The organism is Burkholderia sp. Ac-20365 (assembly GCF_017104715.1).
Lineage (GTDB): Bacteria > Pseudomonadota > Gammaproteobacteria > Burkholderiales > Burkholderiaceae > Paraburkholderia.
Window position 1 is genome coordinate 114,681 of sequence record NZ_JAAGPI010000021.1, and the last position, 20,904, is coordinate 135,584.

Sequence of the window (20,904 nt, forward strand, 5' to 3'; positions counted from 1 at the left end):
ACGTTTTGATACGTTTTCGACGAATCGACGAAATGCTTCGTCATATCGTCGAAAATCATGGTCATTGCGCAGCACTTTGCTTCTATAAACCGACTCGCCTTCTCCCTACACTCTTTCGTAGAGGTTCGCTGCGGCGCACCGACACCAACCAGAGAAACTAAGGAGAAGCGCATGAAAGTTGCCATCGTTGGCGCAGGTCTGATCGGTCACACCATCGCGCACATGCTGCGTGAAACCGGCGACTACGAAGTGCTCGCGCTGGATCGCGACCAGCACGCGCTCGACAAGCTGGCCGCGCAAGGCATCCCGACCCGCCGCGTCGATTCCGCCGATCCCGCCGCGTTGCGCGCCGAAATCCAGGGCTTCGATGCGCTCGTCAATGCGCTGCCGTATTACCTCGCGGTGAGCGTCGCGTCGGCGGCGAAGGGCGCAGGCGTGCATTACTTCGATCTGACGGAAGACGTGCGCGCCACGCACGCGATCCGCGCGATCGCCGACGGCGCCGACCATGCATTCATGCCGCAATGCGGCCTCGCGCCGGGCTTCATCGGTATCGCCGCGCATGAACTGGCAAACCGCTTCACCGAAATCCGCGACGTGAAGATGCGCGTCGGCGCGCTGCCGGAGTTTCCGACCAACGCGCTGAAGTACAACCTGACGTGGAGCGTCGACGGCCTCATCAACGAATACTGCCAGCCCTGCGAAGCGATCCGCGACAGCCGCACGCAATGGGTGCAGCCGCTCGAAGGCCTCGAGCATTTCTCGCTCGACGGCACCGAGTACGAGGCGTTCAACACGTCGGGCGGTCTGGGCACGCTGTGCGAGACGCTGTCGGGCCGCGTCGAGACGCTCGACTACAAGTCGGTGCGCTATCCCGGTCACCGCGATCTGATGCAGTTCCTGCTGGAAGACCTGCGCCTGGCCAGCGACCGCGATACGCTGAAGACGATCATGCGCCGCTCGGTGCCTTCGACGGCACAGGACGTCGTGCTGGTGTTCATCACCGTGACGGGCGTGCGCGACGGCCAACTGGTGCAGGAAGTGTTCACGCGCAAGATTTTCGCGAAGACGGTGTGCGGCGTGCCGATGAGCGCGATCCAGATCACAACGGCAGGCGCGATGTGCGCCGTGCTCGATCTGTTCCGCGAGAAGAAGCTGCCGCAAAGCGGCTTCGTGCGGCAGGAGCAGGTGTCGTTGCGCGAGTTCCTGGCCAACCGCTTTGGCCAGCTGTATGAAGGCCGCGCGCTGGATGCGATGGCGACGGTCTGACTTAACGCCGGATAGCAGCCGGACCGAGGGCCATCTGAGTCATTGAGGCTCCGCAGAGAGCCGTTTATTGGGCAACCGTAAAAAGGGCGTCCGACCTTGCTGGTCGGACGCCCTTTTTGCTGGTTGCAACGTAATGCGGCGCGGTTCACACCGGCATCGGCGGCAACATCATGCTGGGCGGTTGCGGTGTCTGTACGATGCGCGCGAGCAGCGCGTCGTAATCTGCGGCTGTGGGCGATGTGTTGTCGAACATGAGAAGACCGTCGAGCGCGTCGCCCTCCGGTACGAAGCGGCGCTGACGGTATTCATCCCAATGCGCGAGCTTGTACGCGTCATTCTGATTGCCGCGCGCGCCGATCCGCTCGCGCGCCGTGTCTTCCTCAGTCGACACCCACACGACGCTGATGTTCACGTCCTTTGGCACCCCAAGCCACGCGTGATCGAACAGCTTGCGCTCGCGTACTTCGCGCGACAGCGGGCCGACTGCGATCACGCCGATGCCGAGCTGGAGATTTTCGGCAGCCGTATCGAACAACCCGCGGTATTCCGGGTCGCGAAAATGCTGCAGGAACAGCGGGCTGTCGCGATCGTTGGGATCACCCGTCAGCGCGCCGATCGCGGCGGCGCTGTAGACGCCGTACAGCGTGTCCTTGTCGAGCAGGCAGAGGGCTTCACCCGTTGCCTTCATCAATGGGCCGATCAGCCGTTTGGCCAGCGTCGTCTTGCCAACGCCTGCATGGCCGCAGATAAAAACCAGATGCGTCACGTCGATGGATTCTCCGTAATGGAAGTGAGTGGCTGTCCGGACCGATGTTGAAGGGAACGGCGGCGTGCCGCAAGCCTATGCCATCCGGCCAGATTGACTGTGTCAACGCCTTTGCTATCATTGCTATCACACGTGTACCGGGGAATGTAAATGGCAAATCTGTTGGTCCGAGGTCTGGACGATGCGTTGGTGCAGAGCCTGCGTGAGCAGGCCGCGGCTCACGGGCGCAGCGTCGAAGCAGAGCATCGGGAAATCCTGGCGCAGGCGCTCTTTCAGCCGAAGAAGCTCAGCTTCGCGGAGTGGCTGATGAGCATGCCCGACGTTGGCGAGGACGCCGACTTCGAGCGCCGTCATGACGCAACTGACGAAGGCGAGGGACCGGGTGTATTTGATTGATACCAATGTAATCAGCGAAATGCGCAAGGCAAGCCGCGCCAATCCTGGCGTGCAGGCTTTTTTCGAAACGGCGAAGGCAGGCGGGCATCGCCTGTATCTATCCGTGGTCACAGTGGGCGAGTTGCGGCGCGGCGTCGACCTGATCCGGCATCGCGGCGACAGCTCCCAGGCATCGCGTCTGGAAAGCTGGCTCGACACGATCATGGATTCATTCAGTAGCCACATCCTGAATGTCGGTACGGACGTCGCACAGGCGTGGGGCCACTTGCGTGTGCCGGATCCCGGACACTCGCTGGACAAGCTGATCGCGGCAACCGCCCTGATCTACAACCTGACCGTGGTCACTCGCAACGTGGCAGACTTCGATGGCACGGGCGCGCGGGTGTTGAACCCGTTCCAGTTGCCGAACGCGTGAGGTTCGGCGCAGGCGCGTGAAATAACATATGACGGCGCGTGACGCAGCGCGCCGGGATAACGAAACACCAACAGGGGAGACGAACCATGACACGCACGCAACCCTTTGCGTTAGAGCAAGCAGTCAAGCTCAAGGCTGCAGCTTCGGGTGCCGCCGTCGCGGTCGTCGTTGCCGTGTTGCTCTCCGGGTGCGCTGCCACGCCCGCGGACAAGGTGCCGTTCAAGGACGTCCCCACTGAACGTATCGTCAAGCAGGGCTACACGCAGCCGGGTGAAGGCAAGGTTGCCGTGGACCTTCGCCGGGAGCGTACCGACAACGTGATCGTGCGGTTTCGCGACGCGCTCGTGTATGTCGATGGCGAGCAGATTGCGGACATCATGAACGGCGAGCACATCGTCCTGTGGCTCACGCCAGGCACGCATCGCATCGGCGTGTCGACGCAGTTCGATCCCGTCGTCGAAATCAACTTTATCGTTACGCCCGACACGCGATATTCGAACCGCGCGAGTGTCTCGTTCAACAACGATCATCGCATCATGCTGCGGCGCGTCGCGAACTGATCCCGCGGCTCGCCAATGACAATTCGACACAACGCAACGCCTCAACTCCACGTAACATCGCAGCTTGACACCGCGCCCCGCGCGGCTTTGCATCAGGGCCATGTAGCCCATCGTGACTAACAATTTGTAATCCGCAAAGCCGATTCGTATTCAAGGTATTCAATCATGCTGATCAACTGCGCCGCGTATCAGGACGGCCGCAAACTGGCCGATATCGAAATCGACGACATCAGCGTCTATGTCGCGAAACCCGAGTGCTTCGTCTGGGTGGCGTTGAAAGATCCCGGACCGGGCGAACTCGAAGTAATGAAGCATGAGTTCGGGCTGCACGAACTGGCTGTCGAAGACGTGCGCCATGGCCATCAACGGCCGAAGATCGAGGAGTACGGCAACTCGCTGTTTGCCGTCATGCACACCATCGAAACCGATGACGACGGCGAGTTCGTGATCGGCGAAGTCGATGTGTTCGTTGGCGCGAACTATGTGCTGTCCGTCCGGCGCGGCACGCGTCACGGGTTCCAGGAGGTTCGCGCGCGTTGCGAGCGCGAACCGCAGCTATTGAAAGAAGGCTCGGCCTTCGTGCTATATGCACTCGCCGATAACGTCGTCGACCGGTATTTTCCGATTCTGGAGTCGATCGGCACCGAGATCGAGGAGATCGAAGATCGCATCTTCGACAAGCATGACCTCGCGGCATCGCGCGCGATCATCGAAGACCTGTATTCGTTGAAGCGCCGTCTCGTGATGCTGCAGCATCACATCGAGCCGCTGCTCGAAGGTATCAGCAAGCTGACGGGCGGGCGCATCCCCGCGATCTGCGTCGGCATGCAGGCGTACTTTCGCGACGTGTACGACCATCTCGACCGCATCGTGCGAACCATCGAAGGCCGCCGCGAAATGATCGTCACGGCTATTCAGGTCAATCTCGGCATGATCTCGCTCGCGGAAAACGAGGTGACCAAGCGGCTGGGCTCATTCGCCGCCCTGTTCGCCGTGCCGACCATGATCGCCGGTATCTACGGGATGAACTTCGAGCACATTCCCGAGTTGCATTTTGCTTACGGATACCCCGTGTGCATCGCGGCAATGGTGGTGGTCGATCTCTTCCTGTACTGGCGTTTCAAGAAAGCGAACTGGCTGTAGCGCACATGGCTCGCGCGAAGGGAACGCTCAGCGTTTCGTCAACGCGAGCCGCACACCCAAACCGATAAAGCTCGCGCCGACCACCCGGTCGATCCACCGCCGCACGGCCGGCTGCGAGCGCACAGCACGTGCGGCCGTCGCGGCGAGCCACGCGATCACGCAGTCGTTGATAAGCCCGAGCGTCACGAACACGGCGCCCAGCACGAGAAACGCCAGCGTCTTGTGCGGGCTGTCGGCGCTGACGAACTGCGGGAAGAACGCTATATAGAACAGCAGCACCTTCGGATTCGACGCGTTGGTGACGAAGCCCCGAAAGAGCAGTGTGCCGCGCGACAGGCGCGGTGCATCGGGCGCCGCATTGCCTCTCGCGACGGCCGCCGCCGCAGGCCACAGCATCTTCAAGCCGAGATACATCAGATAAGCCGCGCCGATCCACTTGATCGCGTTGAATGCGCCCGGCGACGCCGCGAGCAGCGCGGTGATGCCGAGTGCGCACGCAACGGTGTGCATGCAGCCGCCGAACGCGACTCCGAGCGCGGAAAGCAAACCCGCGCGCCGTCCTTGCGCGATGCTCTGACCGGCCACATACGCGATGTCCGGACCGGGCGTCAGATTGAGCACGGTGACGGCGACGAGAAACAGCGGGAACTGGCTGATACCAAACATGGCAACTCCGCGAATGAATGCGCGCTCAGTCATAGCGCCGCGAACAGCGACAACACGATGACACGCGCACTCAACCGATGATACGCAGATCCCATCTGTTGCGCAGAGCGCGACGGCAAGCGCATTTTCCCTTGCGGCACGCGCAATAAAGGGCCAGCATATGCCACCTGCCTGCCACATAGCTTGCGGCTCGCGGGAAGATAGAAAGCAGAAGGAAGGCATGACCACCGAAGAAACAAGCGAGCCATTCTTGCCACGACGTTATTCGCCGTATCGCCGAAGCACCACGGCACACCACGCGTCGAGCCGCGCGCCGCAAGCCGCAGCGCGCTGTGCAGCGCAGCAGCATCGGTCGTTGACACTGCGAACAGGCGCCGCCGAGAATAGCGCTCGCAAACGATTGCGCACAATCAAAAACGGGCTCAGCGCGAGTCCAACAACTGGAGATACTGCATGAACCAACGCATTCGCCGCCGCATTTTGACCTCGGCCGTCGTGCTCACGGCAGCCGCCGCGATGCCGTTTTCGTCGGCATGGGCACAGGCCGCGAAGAAACCGAAGGTCGCGCTCGTGATGAAGTCGCTTGCCAACGAGTTCTTCCTGACGATGGAAACGGGCGCGAAGGACTATCAGAAGCACAACCCCAACCAGTTCGACCTGATCACGAACGGCATCAAGGACGAGACCGACACCGCCAACCAGATCCGCATCGTCGAGCAGATGATCGTGTCGAAGGTCGATGCGATCGTGCTCGCACCGGCCGATTCGAAGGCGCTCGTGCCCGTGGTCAAGAAGGCCGTGGATGCCGGCATCATCGTCGTCAATATCGACAACCGGCTCGATCCCGACGTGCTGAAGTCGAAGGATCTGAACGTGCCGTTCGTCGGCCCGGACAACGCGAAGGGCGCTGAGAAAGTCGGCGACTATCTGGCCAGGAAGCTGAAGTCAGGCGATGAAGTCGGCATCATCGAAGGCGTGTCGACCACGACCAACGCACAGCAACGCACGGCCGGCTTCAAGGCGGCAATGCAGAAGGTCGGCGCGAAGGTCGACTCGGTGCAGTCGGGTGAATGGGAAATCGACAAGGGCAACGCGATCGCATCGTCGATGCTCAATGCCTATCCGAACATCAAGGCGCTGCTGTGCGGCAACGACAACATGGCGATCGGCGCCGTGTCGGCCGTACGTGCTGCGGGCAAGCAGGGCAAGGTCTATGTGGTCGGCTACGACAACATCAACGCGATCAAGCCGATGCTGAAGGATGGTCGCGTGCTCGCCACGGCTGACCAGTACGCAGCGAAGCAGGCCGTGTTCGGTATCGACGTTGCGCTCAAGGCAATCTCCGAGCACAAGAAGCAGTCGGATCTGTCCGGCGTCGTCGAAACGCCTGTCGATCTCGTCACGAAGTAACGGCTCGCGCCTTGCCGGGCGGCGCGCAACGAGCAGCGCGCGCCGCCCGCGAGCGAAAGTTAACCAAACGCTCAAGAAATCCGCCGTGCCGCCGTTATGCCAGAGATAAGCGTCATGACGACGGGCGACTCGCGCGGGGGCGAGGACAGCGGGAGCGCAGACTGAAGCGCTCCTGTTCAGGGTGCGCATGGTTTGGCGCACGCCTGCCACATGACTTGCGCGGCCAGCGGGCGGCGCCTCGCGACGGGCAGCCGGCACGTGCCGGCGTTCTCGCAAGGTCCGCGCGGCGGCTACGAGATCTGGATCACGATGGCATCAACCGACCAACAACCATTGCCTGCCGTGCTGTCCGTGACGGGCATAGGCAAGACCTACGTCGAGCCTGTGCTGGCCGAAGTCTCGCTGGCGTTGCACGCCGGGGAGGCGCTCGCGCTCACGGGTGAGAATGGCGCGGGCAAGAGCACGCTGTCGAAGATCATCGGCGGGCTGGTCGATCCGACGACGGGCACGATGCAACTCGAAGGCCAGCCGTATGCGCCCACGAGCCGCACGGAAGCGGAGGCGCTCGGCATCCGGATGGTGATGCAGGAATTGAATCTGCTGCCGACGCTGTCGGTTGCCGAGAACCTGTTCCTGAACCGTCTGCCGCGCAATGCGTTCGGCTGGATCGACCGCAGGAAGCTGCGCGAGGACGCGCGCGAAGCGATGGCCCAGGTCGGCCTGGAAGCGATCGATCCCGACACGCTCGTGGGCGAACTCGGCATCGGGCATCAGCAGATGGTCGAGATCGCGCGCAATCTGATCGGCGATTGCCGCGTGCTGATCCTCGACGAGCCGACAGCCATGCTGACGGCGCGCGAAGTCGACCTGCTGTTCGAGCAGATCGACGCACTGAAGTCGCGCGGCGTCGCGCTCGTGTACATCTCGCACCGGCTCGAAGAGCTGGCGCGCGTGGCCGAGCGGATCGCCGTGCTGCGCGACGGCAGGCTGGTGCGGGTCGACGCGATGGCGAACCTGACCAGCGACCAGATCGTCACGCTGATGGTCGGTCGCGAGATCGGCGAGCGGATCGATCTGGGCGTGCGCAACATCGGTGCGCCGCTGCTGAAGGTCGACAGGATGAGCCGTGCGCCAGTGGTGCGCGACGTGTCGTTCGAGGTGAAGGCGGGCGAGATTTTTGGCGTGAGCGGGCTGATCGGCGCGGGACGTACCGAACTGATGCGGCTCATTTACGGCGCCGACCAGAAGGATGCCGGGACCGTGTCGCTGGCGCCCGCGCCGGGCGCGGCGCCCGTGCCCGTGCAGATCGACGCGCCGACGGACGCCGTGAAGCTCGGCATCGCGCTGATTACGGAAGACCGCAAGGGCGAAGGGCTGCTCTTGCCTCAGCCGATCGCGGCGAACGTGTCGCTGGGCAATCTGGCCAGTGTCGCGCGGCATGGCATCGTCGATGCGAAGCGCGAGAACGCGCTCGCGAAGAAACAGATCGACGCGATGCGCATCCGCACGTCGGGTCCGGCGCAGCCGGTGGGCGAGCTGTCGGGCGGCAACCAGCAAAAGGTCGTGATCGGCCGCTGGCTCGCGCGCGATTGCAAGGTACTGCTATTCGACGAACCGACGCGCGGCATCGATGTCGGCGCGAAGTTCGATATTTATGGTTTGATGGGCGCGCTGGCCCGTGACGGGCGCGCGCTGGTGGTCGTGTCGAGCGACCTGCGCGAACTGATGCTGATCTGCGACCGGATCGGTGTGATGTCGGCGGGGCGTATGACGGGCGTGTTCAAGCGGGACGAGTGGACGCAGGATGCGCTGCTCGCGGCGGCTTTCGCCGGCTATCGCAATCGCGAAGCGCTGCTGCACACGCACGACACCGACGAAGGAGAGACTCAGTCATGAACGACCAAAGGGTCACGGGCAAGGATCCGGCTCCCGCAGCGCCTGCTACCGATCCCTCGGCGCCGCTCGCGAGCGGCAAGCCGGCGGGCACGCGGCTGGGCTTTTCGAACTATCTTGGCCTGATGGGCGCGCTGATCGCGATGATTGCGCTGTTCTCGGTGCTGAGCTCGCATTTTCTGACGTACGAGACCTTCGTCACGATCGCGAACCAGATTCCCGATCTCGTCGTGATGTCGGTGGGGATGACCTTCGTGCTGATCATCGCGGGGATCGATCTGTCGGTGGGGTCGGTGCTGGCGCTGGGTGCGTCGGTGGTGAGCGTGGCGGCGCTGAAGTGGCAGCTCGGGCCGTTCGCGGCCGCTGTGCTGGGTCTGGCGGCAGCGGCGCTGACGGGCACGGTCACGGGCGCGGTGACGGTGGGCTGGCGGATTCCGTCGTTCATCGTATCGCTCGGCGTGCTGGAAGCGGCGCGCGGCCTCGCGTATCAGATGACGAATTCGCGCACCGCGTATATCGGCGATGCGTTCGATGTGCTGTCGAACCCGATCGCCGTGGGTATCTCGCCGGCGTTCCTGATCGCGGTGGCCGTGATGATCGTCGCGCAACTGGTGCTCACGCGCACGGTGTTCGGCCGCTATCTGGTCGGCATCGGCACGAACGAGGAAGCGGTGCGGCTCGCGGGGGTGAACCCGAAGCCGTACAAGGTGATCGTATTTGCCTTGATGGGCGCGTTGTCGGGGCTTGCCGCGCTGTTCCAGATTTCGCGCCTGGAAGCGGCCGACCCGAACGCGGGCGCGGGGCTCGAACTGCAGGTGATCGCGGCAGTCGTGATCGGCGGCACGAGTCTGATGGGCGGGCGCGGTTCCGTCATCAGCACGTTCTTTGGCGTGTTGATCATTTCGGTGCTGGCGGCGGGACTCGCGCAGATCGGCGCGAACGAGCCGACCAAACGGATCATCACGGGTGCTGTGATCGTGGTGGCGGTCGTGCTGGACACGTATCGCAGCAGGCGCAAACGCAGTTGAAAGAAGGGCGGGCAGTCGTGGCGCGGGACGGCGTCCGCTTCGCAAGAACTTAACGAGAGCACCGCGGATGCAGCATGAGCTGCATTGGCCAGCAGTAAAAACAGGCAGGGGAGTTTTCAGCTTATGGCGACGATCAAGGATGTGGCGGCCATAGCCGGCGTGTCGTTCACGACGGTGTCGCATGTCGTGAACAATACGCGGCCGGTGTCGGCGGATGTGCGCTCGAAGGTCGAACTGGCGATCCGCCAGCTCAACTACGTGCCGTCCGCCGTCGCGCGGTCGCTGAAGGCGCGGTCGACGGCGACGATCGGCCTCGTCGTGCCCAACAGCACGAATCCGTACTTCGCGGAACTGGCGCGCGGGATCGAGGACGGTTGCGCGCGCAATGGCTACTGCCTGTTCTTCTGCAACTCGGACGACGATCCCGCGAAGCAGCGCAACTACCTGCGCGTGCTGCAGGAAAAGCGTATCGACGGGCTGATCGTCGCGTCGGCGGGCGATGACGCCACGCTCGCGCAGACGCTCGCCGATTCGCGCGAGCCGCTTGTGATCGTCGACCGGAACATTGAAGGCTTGTCGGCCGATCTGGTGCAGATCGACCACGAGAAGGGCGCGTATCTGGCCACGCGGCATCTGCTGCAACTCGGGCATTCGAAGATCGGCTGCATCACGGGTCCCGTCGAGACGGCCGTCAGCGCGATGCGCGTGCACGGCTTCATTCGCGCGATGGCCGAACGCGGCATCGAGATCGCGTCGAACGGCATCGTCGAAAGCGACTTTTCGGGCACGGGCGGTTACCGCGCGGCGGCACAACTGTTCGACACGGTGAAGCCGACGGCGATCTTCGCGGGCAACGACATGATGGGCATCGGCGCGCTGCGCGCAGCGGCCGAGCGCGGCCTGCGCGTGCCGCAGGACGTCTCGGTGATCGGCTTCGACGACATCGAACTGGGTCGCTTCACGTATCCGGCCCTTTCGACAGTCGGCCAGTCGGTGCGCGCGCTCGGCGAAATGGCGGCGCAGACGCTGATCGAGCGGATCGGCGGCAAACCGGTGGGTGCGCCGACGGGCGCGGCATTCCGGCGTCGGGTGATTGCGCCTCGGCTCATCTTGCGCGAATCGACGGCGGCGTTTGCGGGCGCACGCCGCGCTGTCAAGGCGGCCTGACAAAGCCGCTGCGCGACAGCGACCAGTTGCCGACCAGTTGTATATGCGGGTGCAACGAGCCCACGCCTGAATGCCAACGACAGGAGGCAGCAGTGGCGACCAATGAAGCGCGCGGCCACGTAACGGTGGTCGGTAGCCTGAATATGGATCTCGTCGCGCGCGCACCGCGCCTGCCGCAACCGGGTGAAACGCTCGCGGGCCACACCTTCGCGCAGGTCGCGGGCGGCAAGGGCGGCAATCAGGCGGTTGCCGCGGCCCGGCTCGGCGCCAAGGTGTCGATGCTCGGTTGCGTCGGCTCCGACGCGAACGGCGCGCAACTGCGCATGGGCCTCGAAGCGGAAGGGATCGACTGCGCGGCACTGGAAACGAGCACAAGCGCGTCTACGGGCGTCGCGCTCATCATCGTCGACGACGGCAGCCAGAATGCGATCGTCATCATCGCGGGCAGCAACGGCGAGGTGACGCCCGACACCGTCGCGCGCCACGAAGCGGCGCTGGCGGCGGCGCAGGTCGTGGTCTGCCAGCTGGAAACGCCGCCCGCCGCGGTACATGCGGCACTGGCCGCCGCGCGGCGGCTCGGCAAGATCGTGATTCTGAATCCGGCGCCCGCCACGGGCCCGTTGCCGGACGACTGGCTGCCTCTCATCGATTACCTGATTCCCAACGAGCTGGAAGCCGCAACCCTGACGGGCCTGCCCGTGACCTCGCCCGAAGAGGCCGTGGCCGCCGCTGACGCGTTGCGCAGCGCGGGTGTTCGCAACGTGATCGTGACCATCGGCGCACAAGGCGTGGTGGCTGCGCTCGACAAGTCGCCAGCACAGCACTTCGAAGCACCGCGCGTGAAAGCCGTCGACACAACCGCGGCGGGCGACACGTTCATCGGCGGCTTTGCCGCGCAACTGGCGCGCGGCGAGCGGGTCGCCGATGCGATCCGCTTCGCGCAGCGCGCGGCCTCGATTTCGGTGACGCGCGCGGGCGCGCAGCCGTCCATTCCCACTCGCGCCGAAGTCGGCAACGACTGATCGATCGCGTTTCCGATACGGGCTTTCGCAAAACATGCGCATGGGTCGCTTGTAATACTTACAAGTCCTTCCAGCGTGTTTCATCAGACCATATAGAAGCTTCAAGTCTTCTGCCTGGGTGCCGTAAACGAAGTGAGAGCGCCACGATCCATCTCAAACGGCGCCGCGCAAAACCACCGCATACGCAATGCGTTACGACGCGCCTCTCATCGACATCTCACAGGAAGAAGCATGAACAAGGGCATCACCATCAAGGCGCGAATCGGCCTGACGATGGCTTTTCTCGCCGCGCTGCTGGTCGCGATCGGGCTGCTCGGGCTGTTTGGCCTGAGCCGCTCGAACGAATCGGTGCGCGACATGTACACGAACCAGATGCCCAGCGCAGTCGATATCGGCAACGCCGAGATCTATGCGGCACGCGAGCGTCTCGCGCTGGACCGCGCCGCGTTCATGATCGGCACGCCCGAAGCCGCCTCGACACTGGAGCGCGCCCGCTCGATGCGCACGCTGTCGGATGAATGGTGGAAACGTTATCTGTCGCTGCCGCGCGAAGGCGATGAAGACCGCCTCGCACAGGAAGCCTCGGGCAAGCGTGAAGCGCTGCATCAGGTGATGGAGTCCTTTTACGCAACCGTTAGCGCAAACGATCAACCTAAGATTCTCGACGGTGCGAAGCGTCTGCAGGCGGCCTACAACGACCTGTCGTTGGCCGACGACACGCTGCGCAAATTCCAGTTCGAATCGGCGAAAGCGGGCTTCGACAACGCCCAGTCGAGCTTCTCGACGTTTCGCGTGATCAGCCTCGTCGGACTGATTGCCGGCGTGCTGGCCGCGCTGTTCTCGTACTTCACGCTGCGTGGCGCGATCGCCCGTCCGCTGTCGGACGCGCTCGACCATTTCGACGCGATCGCCGCGGGCGATCTGCGCCGTCCCGTCGTCGCGACCTCGCGTGACGAGATGGGCCAACTGATCGAAGGTATCGGCAAGATGCAGCGCAGCCTGACGGAAACGGTGCGCACGGTGCGCTCGGGCAGCGAATCGATTGCGACGGCTACGCGCCAGATTGCGGCGGGCAATATCGACCTGTCGTCGCGTACGGAAGAGCAGGCGTCCGCGCTGCAGGAAACGGCGTCGAGCATGGAACAACTGACCGGCACGGTGAAGCAGAACGCCGACAATGCCCGCCAGGCGAGCGCGCTCGCGGCGAATGCTTCGGAGATCGCCAACAAGGGCAGTTCGGTGGTCGGCCAGGTGGTCGGCACGATGGGCGACATCAACCAGAGCTCGGCGAAGATCGCGGACATCATCGCGATCATCGAAGGCATTGCGTTCCAGACCAACATTCTCGCGCTGAACGCGGCCGTCGAAGCGGCGCGCGCTGGCGAAGAAGGGCGTGGCTTCGCGGTCGTGGCGGGCGAGGTGCGCAGCCTTGCGCAGCGTTCGTCGGCGGCGGCCAAGGAAATCAAGGAACTGATCGACACGTCCGTCGAGCGCGTCCAGGTGGGCTCGGCGCTCGTCGACGAAGCGGGACGCACGATGACGGAGATCATCGGCGCGGTGCAGCGCGTGACGGACATCATGGGCGAAATCGCCGCGGCGTCGGAAGAGCAGAGCAGCGGTATCGACCAGGTCGCGCGCGCCGTCACGCAGATGGACGAGGTGACGCAGCAGAACGCGGCGCTCGTCGAGGAAGCGGCGGCGGCTGCGTCGTCGCTCGAAGAGCAGGCCGCCAAGCTGCGTACGACCGTTTCCGTGTTCCAGGTCGACGAAGCGGGCGGTGGATTCTCCACGGCACCCGCCAAGCGTGCTGTGCGCCACACGGCGCCCGTGAGCGCGCCGCGCAAGATTGCACCGTCGATGCCCGCCGCCGCACCGGCGCCTGCTGCCGCGGCTCCCACGTCCGCAGCCGCGCCTGCCCGCACGGCAGTGTCGTCGCAGAAAGCGGCCGTGACATCGGATGCGGATTGGGAGACATTCTGACGCACCAAAAGCGGGCCTGCGAGACCGCGCGCCAGCAGGCGCGCCGTCCGCAGGCGCGGACGCCTGAAGGCTGACGCAGAACCATAGGACGGCTGCCCTCGCGGGCAGCCGTCTTTTTGTTTCTGGCGCGTGGCCGAACCGACCCGGCGCACAATTGTTCCGGTACATTGACGGACGCGTGGCGCGCATGCCGCTATCCGCACTGCATGACGCCATCCAGGAACCGTATGAAGTGAAGGTTGTGTGTGCCGCATCGCCTTCACCTTGCCGCAACGCCATGCGCCGTTGCTTCTGCCTCGCGACGCCCCATAACAGCCAATAAGGGAAACGACATGACGGATCACGACCTTGCGCAACGCCTCGTGCATGCGCGCCGCCAGCATCGCGCCATCGGCACGCTGCCACTCGACGCTCTCCCGCCCGACGCCGCCACGGCCTACGCGATCCAGCAGGCGGTGATCGCGGGCCTCGGCGGTGGAACGGGTGCCTGGAAAATCGGTGCCAAGGCGCCGGGCGGCCCGGCATCGGGTGCACCGATTCCGGCGGCATTAACGTACGCGTCGCCGGCCAGGGTGCAGCATGGTGCGTTTTTTCGCGTGCTGCTGGAACTGGAAGTCGCATTCCGTTTCGCGGAGCCCATCGAGCCGCACGGCGAGGCCTATGCGCGCGACGAAGTGCTCGCGCGTGTCGGTTCCGTCCTGCCTACCATCGAGATCGTCGACAGCCGGTTTGCCGAATGGCCGAACGTCGCGCCGCTCGCGCAACTTGCCGACGCGCAGAACAATGGTGCACTCGTGACGGGACATGCAGTGCCTTACGCATCGATCGCGCGTTCGTTCGATTTCGTGTCGCCCGAACTCGAACTGACGTTCGAAGGCCAGTCGCTCGTGCCTGAATCGCCGGGCAACCCGGCAGGCGATCCGCGCGAACTGCTCGTGTGGTTCGTCAACCATTGCGCGGCCATGGGTATCACGATCGAGCCCGAATGGACCATTACGACGGGCTCGTATGTCGGCGCGCATCGGGTCGAAGGGCCGGGACGCGTAGTTGGCCATATCGACGGACTCGGCGAAATCGAAGTCGAATTGACGTAAACCACTAAGCGTTTTACGTCCGCTTCACTCCACTTCACGCGGCAGCGGCACGTCGATGACGTCTGCTGCATGCGCATGCACTCTCATGCCCCTTTGTCCCGGCACAGCTCCGGTGATGAATCGTGGGCAAACACCTGGCTACATGTCCCTATTCAGATATGCACTGCACGCGTCGTCATACAGACATGAACGGGCGTGCATGCAGACCCTGCGGGCAGCATGGATTTCGACGCTGCTCGCTCATGCAGCGTCTGAAACATGCACTCGTCTGTTGCAGCTTTGTGTTGAACGAAATGACCGATGCGCTGACGAACTGCAGGAAACGCGCGCTGGCGCACATGCGAAACATGTAACACAGCGAGCATTCTGTCGTCGCAAGCGACGATGCGTGCGTTATGGCGGATAAGGCGCGGTGTCATTAAGAGAAGTCACATGCACTGCGCGGGTACGCAAGACGAAGTAATGTGTCGGCGTAATGTGGTCAGGCAGACAGCGTGGTAGATGAGACTTTTGCGAATGTGCGGAAAAGTGCAGGAAATCGCGCGATGCCACATGGTTTGCATCTCATGCGACAGATGAAGCGTAGGGAAGGAACAGGAAGTGCAACGCAGCACTGCCCTTCATGTTCTTGCAGTGTGGGCAACGATTGTAGGTGACCGTATTTTCGTCATCAAGCAGGGGCTGAAGCGTGCTGTCTGTGGCGCGATTTTCACAACGTAGTTCGTGAAAAAAAATTTAAAAGGGTTTAGGATGAATTCGAGCGATGTCGTTTCCTGATAGCGCGCCGCGCACGACATCGTCCCAGACTTCGGCGAGGAGGTAGCATGGATATCTACAGCAGTTTCGCGACCCGCTTCGAGAAAACGCGAGAGGAGGAACTTTCGCTCGAGGAGTATCTCGCGCTCTGCAAAGAAAATCCCGCCGCGTACGCCACTGCAGGCGAACGCATGTTGACGGCAATCGGGGAGCCAGAACAGATCGACACTCGCAACGATCCGCGCACGTCGCGTATCTTCGCGAACAAGGTGATCAAGGTATACCCCGCGTTCCGTGAGTTCTACGGAATGGAAGACGTGATCGAGCAGGTGGTGGCCTACTTCAGGCACGCTGCGCAGGGGCTCGAAGAAAAGAAGCAGATTCTCTATCTGTTGGGTCCGGTGGGCGGCGGCAAGTCGTCGATCGCCGAGCGCCTCAAGCAGCTCATGGAACGCGTGCCGTTCTATGCGATCAAGGGCTCGCCCGTCAACGAATCGCCTCTCGGGCTGTTCGATTACGACGAAGACGGTCCCATTCTCGAAGAGCAGTACGGCATACCGCGCCGCTATCTGAAGAGCATCCTCAGCCCGTGGGCGGTCAAGCGTCTGCATGAATACAACGGCGATATCCGCAAGTTCCGCGTGGTGCGTCGTTACCCGTCGATCCTGCGGCAGATCGGTATCGCGAAGACCGAACCTGGTGACGAAAACAATCAGGATATTTCGTCGCTGGTCGGCAAGGTCGATATCCGCAAGCTCGAGCAATACGCACAGGACGATGCCGATGCATACAGCTATTCGGGTGGCCTGTGTCTCGCGAACCAGGGGCTGCTCGAGTTCGTCGAAATGTTCAAGGCCCCGATCAAGGTGCTGCACCCGTTGCTGACGGCAACGCAGGAAGGCAACTTCAAGGGCACGGAAGGCTTCGGTGCGATCCCGTTCGACGGCGTCATCCTCGCTCACTCGAACGAGTCCGAATGGAAGGCGTTCCGCAACAACCGTAACAACGAAGCACTGCTCGACCGTATCTTCGTGGTGAAGGTGCCGTACTGCCTGCGCTACTCGGAAGAGATGAAGATCTACGAGAAGCTGCTGCGCAATTCGTCGTTGTCGAATGCGGTGTGCGCGCCAGGCACGCTGAAGATGATGGCGCAGATGTCGGTGCTCACGCGTTTGCAGGAGCCCGAGAATTCGAGCCTCTTTTCGAAGATGCAGGTGTATGACGGTGAGAACCTGAAAGACACCGATCCGAAGGCCAAGTCGTATCAGGAGTATCGCGACTTCGCCGGCGTCGACGAAGGGATGACGGGTGTCTCGACACGCTTCGCGTTCAAGATCCTGTCGCGCGTGTTCAACTTCGACACGACAGAAGTCGCGGCGAATCCGGTGCATCTGATGTACGTGCTCGAACAGCAGATCGAGCGCGAACAGTTCCCACCGGAAACCGAGCAGAAGTATCTGTCGTTCATCAAGGACGTGCTCGCGTCGCGTTATGCGGAATTCATCGGCAAGGAGATTCAGACCGCGTATCTGGAGTCGTATTCCGAGTATGGGCAGAACATCTTCGATCGCTATGTGACGTACGCCGACTTCTGGATTCAGGACCAGGAGTTTCGCGATCACGACACGGGCGAGAGCTTCGACCGCGCGGCGCTCAACGCTGAGCTGGAGAAGATCGAGAAGCCTGCCGGTATCAGTAACCCGAAGGACTTCCGCAACGAGATCGTCAATTTCGTGTTGCGTGCGCGTGCCGCGAACGGGGGTAAGAACCCGGCGTGGATCAGCTATGAAAAGCTGCGCGTCGTGATCGAAAAGAAGATGTTCTCGAATACGGAAGAACTTCTGCCCGTCATCTCGTTCAATGCGAAAGGGTCGGCAGAAGAACAGCGCAAACACGAAGACTTCGTCAACCGCATGGTCACCAAGGGCTATACGCCGAAGCAGGTGCGGCTCCTGTGTGACTGGTATCTGCGTGTGCGCAAGTCGTCATGACACGCGTGCTGCAAAGCTCGCGCAAACGGGTTCGCTTCACCCGATTTGCGCGAGCCTCCTGCGAGGCGCAAGCCGCATGGACATAAGATTGCATGCGCAACTTGCGCCCCGCGTATTCCAAATCGGAGCGGGAGACCGGATGTGCTTCATCAAATCATCGACCGCAGGCTGGCAGGCAAGAACAAGAGCATTGCAAACCGCGAACGTTTTCTGCGTCGCGTAAAGGGCTATATTCGGCGCGCGGTGTCAGAAGCGGTGCGCGACCGGAGCATCAAGGATATTCAGAACACCCAGAGCATCACGATTCCGCGCAAGGACATTGCCGAACCGTCGTTCCGGCATGGCCCTGGCGGCAAGCGCGAAATGGTGCACCCGGGTAACGCCGACTATATTCGCGGCGACAAGATACCGCGCCCGCAAGGTGGCGGCGGCAGCGGCGGCGGTGGCAGCGCCAGCAACGAAGGCGAGGGCCAGGACGATTTCGTCTTCGAGTTGAGCCGCGAAGAATTCATGCAGTACTTCTTCGACGACCTCGAACTGCCGCGTCTCGTCAAAACCCATCTGCTTGCCGTCCCGACGTGGAAGAGTATTCGCGCGGGTTGGGCGGCCGAAGGCACGCCGAACAACATCGACGTGGTGCGTTCGCTGCGCAGCGCATTGGGCCGGCGTATCGCGCTCGGCGCGCCGCTCGTCAACGAACTGCACGAACTCGAGAAGCAACTCGAAGAGATGAAGGCGGACCCCGCCGATCGTCGCGACGACATCAAGCTGCTCGAAGAAGAGATCCATCATCTGCGTGGGCGCATCTGGCGCATTCCGTTCATCGATCCGTTCGATCTGCGTTACGTGAATCGCGTGAAGCAGCCGCAACCGTCCAGTCAGGCCGTCATGTTTTGTCTGATGGATGTGTCGGGTTCGATGGATGAGCAGCGCAAGGATCTCGCCAAGCGCTTCTTCATTCTGCTGTATCTGTTCCTCAAGCGGAACTACGAGAAGATCGAAGTGGTGTTCATCCGGCACCACACGCGCGCTGAAGAAGTCGATGAAGACACGTTCTTCCATTCGACCGAAAGCGGCGGCACGGTCGTATCGAGTGCGCTGGAACTGATGCAGAAGATTCTCGACGAGCGTTACTCGCCGACTGAATGGAACATTTACGGCGCGCAGGCTTCAGACGGCGACAACTGGACCGACGACTCGCCGAAGTGCCGCAAGATACTCGCTGATGACATTCTGGAGAAGGTGCGGTATTTTGCGTACATTCAGGTGACGCCCGAAGAGCAGAACCTGTGGCTCGAATATGCGCAACTCGCGTTGAGTCAGCCGCATATGGCGATGAAGAAGGTCGAAACGGCTGCGGATATCTACCCAGTGTTCCGCGAGCTGTTCGAAAAGCAGGTGGAAGCCGCATGACGACTCGCCACTTGCATAACGAGGCGCGCGGGTATGAACCCGAGCGCAAGAAAGGCGTGCCGAAGCAGAGTGAGGCCGGGCATGCCGAGGCGAACACGGCACACGCGCAGGACGCGCGTGCGCCCGATGCCGGAGCAGGCGGAGTGCCTGACGCAGCTGCAGCACGGGGACCCACCGGGGCGCCCACCAAAGGGCAAAGGGAAGTCCGTATGAACGTTGCCGACAGAAGGCCGTTGCCGTGTCCGTCCGACTGGACCTTCGAACTGATCGAAGAGTACGACACACATATTGCGCATGTTGCAGAGCAATATGAACTCGACGTCTATCCGATCCAGCTCGAACTCATCAGCGCTGAACAGATGATGGACGCCTACGCGTCCGTCGGCATGCCGGTCAATTACCGGCACTGGTCGTTCGGCAAGCACTTTCTAGCCACCGAGAAGAGTTACAGACGCGGGCAGATGGGTCTCGCGTATGAGATCGTCATCAACTCGAACCCCTGCATCGCGTATCTGATGGAAGAGAACACGATGACGATGCAGGCACTCGTCATCGCGCACGCGGCGTACGGGCACAACTCGTTCTTCAAGGGGAACTACCTGTTCCGCCTGTGGACGGATGCGCACGCGATCATCGATTACCTCGTCTACGCGAAGAATTACATCGCGGAGTGCGAGGAGCGGTTTGGGCTCGATCGTGTCGAAGAACTGCTCGACTCGTGCCATGCGCTGATGAATTACGGCGTGGATCGGTACAAGCGTCCGCAGAAGCTGTCGTTGCAGAAGGAATTCGAAGCGCGCCGCGAACGCGAAGCGTATCTGCAATCACAGGTGAATGAACTGTGGCGCACGCTGCCCAGTCGTCACACGCCTTTGCCGGAAGAAGTCGACGAGCGCTATCCGCCGGAGCCGCAGGAAAATCTGCTGTATTTCGCGGAAAAGAATGCGCCACTGCTCGAACCGTGGGAGCGGGAAGTGATCCGCATCGTGCGCAAGGTCGGTCAGTATTTCTATCCGCAGCGTCAGACGCAGGTGATGAACGAAGGCTGGGCGACGTTCTGGCACTACACCTTGCTCAATACGATGTACAACGAGGGCAAGCTCGAAGACGGCTTCATGATGGAGTTTCTCCATTCGCACAGCAACGTCGTCTATCAGCCGCCCGTCACAAAGCCGTATTACAGCGGCATCAATCCGTACGCGCTGGGTTTCTCGATGATGAGCGACATTCGCCGCATCTGCGAGAACCCGACGGAAGAGGACCGCAAGTGGTTCCCAGAGCTTGCGGGCAGTCCGTGGCTGCAGGCCTTGCACTACGCGATGCGCAACTTCAAGGATGAGAGCTTTGTCGCGCAGTATCTGTCGCCGCATCTGATCCGCGAAATGCGGCTCTTCTCGGTGCTCGATGACGATATGCGCGATGCGCTGGAGGTGTCGGCTATCCACGACGATAGTGGCTATCGATATGTGCGTCAGGCTTTGTCGCGGCAGTACGACATGCATCATCGCGAGCCGAATATTCAGGTGTATTCGGTGAATACGCGCGGTGATCGTAGTTTGACGTTGCGTCACTTCATGAGTGATAACCGGCATCTGTCGGGCGACAGTGACGAAGTGCTCAAGCACATGGCGCGGTTGTGGCAGTTCGATGTGTACCTCGAAAGTGTCGATGAAAATGGTACCGTCAGGAAGCGGTACGAATGCAGATATACGGCGCCTGCTGTGCGGCTTTGATGAGCTTGGTTGCTGGCATCCGCGTGATGTTAGTGGTTTATTAGCGTCGCCCCTGTGCGGGGCGGCACCTACTTTTCTTTGCCGCGGCAAAGAAAAGTAGGCAAAAGAAAGCCGCTTAACACCGCCAATTCTTGACGTTTGCCCACGGGCCCTCAACGGGCCCGTCCTGTTTGCGGCATCTCCCTCCTCGATGCCCGTTGCC

The 20,904-nt window shown here is 62.1% G+C and carries 17 protein-coding genes; 15 read left to right on the forward strand and 2 right to left on the reverse strand.

Translation table 11 applies throughout. From position 1 onward, the window contains the following. The first annotated feature begins 171 nt into the window (after positions 1-171). Positions 172-1,269, forward strand: a complete 1,098-nt coding sequence (locus G3O01_RS28390) for a saccharopine dehydrogenase C-terminal domain-containing protein (protein ID WP_205809915.1) — start codon at positions 172-174, stop codon at positions 1,267-1,269. Positions 1,270-1,414: 145 nt separating this feature from the next. Here the strand turns inward: G3O01_RS28390 and G3O01_RS28395 are convergent, their stop codons facing one another. Then, positions 1,415-2,035 (reverse strand): ATP-binding protein, encoded by a 621-nt coding sequence (locus tag G3O01_RS28395; protein WP_205809916.1) that lies wholly within the window; start codon positions 2,033-2,035, stop codon positions 1,415-1,417. A gap of 150 nt (positions 2,036-2,185) precedes the next feature. On the opposite strand from G3O01_RS28395, the gene G3O01_RS28400 reads away from it, so the two are divergent. From G3O01_RS28400 to corA, 4 genes are all read left to right on the forward strand, one after another. Continuing rightward, the gene (locus G3O01_RS28400) at positions 2,186-2,431 is read left to right on the forward strand and encodes a DNA-binding protein (RefSeq protein WP_205809917.1); all 246 of its coding nucleotides are present in this window, start codon (positions 2,186-2,188) and stop codon (positions 2,429-2,431) included. Beyond that, on the forward strand, positions 2,418-2,846 hold the full coding sequence (locus G3O01_RS28405) for a type II toxin-antitoxin system VapC family toxin (protein ID WP_205809964.1): 429 nt from the start codon (positions 2,418-2,420) through the stop codon (positions 2,844-2,846). The genes G3O01_RS28400 and G3O01_RS28405 overlap by 14 nt, the downstream gene beginning before the upstream one ends. A gap of 86 nt (positions 2,847-2,932) precedes the next feature. Beyond that, positions 2,933-3,406: a hypothetical protein gene (locus G3O01_RS28410; protein WP_205809918.1), complete on the forward strand. Its 474-nt coding sequence runs from the start codon at positions 2,933-2,935 to the stop codon at positions 3,404-3,406. A gap of 165 nt (positions 3,407-3,571) precedes the next feature. Beyond that, the gene (corA, locus tag G3O01_RS28415; protein ID WP_205809919.1) at positions 3,572-4,549 is read left to right on the forward strand and encodes a magnesium/cobalt transporter CorA; all 978 of its coding nucleotides are present in this window, start codon (positions 3,572-3,574) and stop codon (positions 4,547-4,549) included. 27 nt (positions 4,550-4,576) lie between these two features. Here the strand turns inward: corA and G3O01_RS28420 are convergent, their stop codons facing one another. Further along, positions 4,577-5,215, reverse strand: a complete 639-nt coding sequence (locus tag G3O01_RS28420) for a LysE family translocator (protein WP_205809920.1) — start codon at positions 5,213-5,215, stop codon at positions 4,577-4,579. A gap of 453 nt (positions 5,216-5,668) precedes the next feature. On the opposite strand from G3O01_RS28420, the gene G3O01_RS28425 reads away from it, so the two are divergent. From G3O01_RS28425 to G3O01_RS28470, 10 genes are all read left to right on the forward strand, one after another. Further along, a complete protein-coding gene (locus tag G3O01_RS28425) occupies positions 5,669-6,625 on the forward strand; it encodes a sugar ABC transporter substrate-binding protein (protein ID WP_205809921.1) in 957 nt (318 codons plus the stop codon). 309 nt (positions 6,626-6,934) lie between these two features. Beyond that, the gene (locus G3O01_RS28430) at positions 6,935-8,521 is read left to right on the forward strand and encodes a sugar ABC transporter ATP-binding protein (protein ID WP_205809965.1); all 1,587 of its coding nucleotides are present in this window, start codon (positions 6,935-6,937) and stop codon (positions 8,519-8,521) included. Then, complete coding sequence (locus G3O01_RS28435; protein WP_205809922.1) at positions 8,518-9,546, forward strand: ABC transporter permease; 1,029 nt, start codon at positions 8,518-8,520, stop codon at positions 9,544-9,546. Before G3O01_RS28430 ends, G3O01_RS28435 begins: the two co-directional genes overlap by 4 nt. A 123-nt stretch (positions 9,547-9,669) precedes the next feature. After that, the gene (locus tag G3O01_RS28440) at positions 9,670-10,713 is read left to right on the forward strand and encodes a LacI family DNA-binding transcriptional regulator (protein ID WP_205809923.1); all 1,044 of its coding nucleotides are present in this window, start codon (positions 9,670-9,672) and stop codon (positions 10,711-10,713) included. Between the two features lie 92 nt (positions 10,714-10,805). Continuing rightward, entirely contained in the window at positions 10,806-11,735 is a 930-nt protein-coding gene (rbsK, locus tag G3O01_RS28445) for a ribokinase (RefSeq protein WP_205809924.1), read from the forward strand. Between the two features lie 231 nt (positions 11,736-11,966). Then, a complete protein-coding gene (locus G3O01_RS28450; protein ID WP_205809925.1) occupies positions 11,967-13,715 on the forward strand; it encodes a methyl-accepting chemotaxis protein in 1,749 nt (582 codons plus the stop codon). 332 nt (positions 13,716-14,047) lie between these two features. Further along, on the forward strand, positions 14,048-14,809 hold the full coding sequence (locus G3O01_RS28455; protein WP_205809926.1) for a hydratase: 762 nt from the start codon (positions 14,048-14,050) through the stop codon (positions 14,807-14,809). An 824-nt stretch (positions 14,810-15,633) separates the two neighbouring features. Next, positions 15,634-17,556 carry a PrkA family serine protein kinase gene (locus tag G3O01_RS28460; RefSeq protein WP_205809927.1) on the forward strand — a complete coding sequence of 641 codons (1,923 nt, stop codon included), beginning with the start codon at positions 15,634-15,636 and terminating at the stop codon, positions 17,554-17,556. 141 nt (positions 17,557-17,697) lie between these two features. Then, positions 17,698-18,969: a YeaH/YhbH family protein gene (locus tag G3O01_RS28465; protein ID WP_205809928.1), complete on the forward strand. Its 1,272-nt coding sequence runs from the start codon at positions 17,698-17,700 to the stop codon at positions 18,967-18,969. Further along, a complete protein-coding gene (locus tag G3O01_RS28470; protein WP_205809929.1) occupies positions 18,966-20,702 on the forward strand; it encodes a SpoVR family protein in 1,737 nt (578 codons plus the stop codon). Before G3O01_RS28465 ends, G3O01_RS28470 begins: the two co-directional genes overlap by 4 nt. Positions 20,703-20,904: the final 202 nt, after the last annotated feature.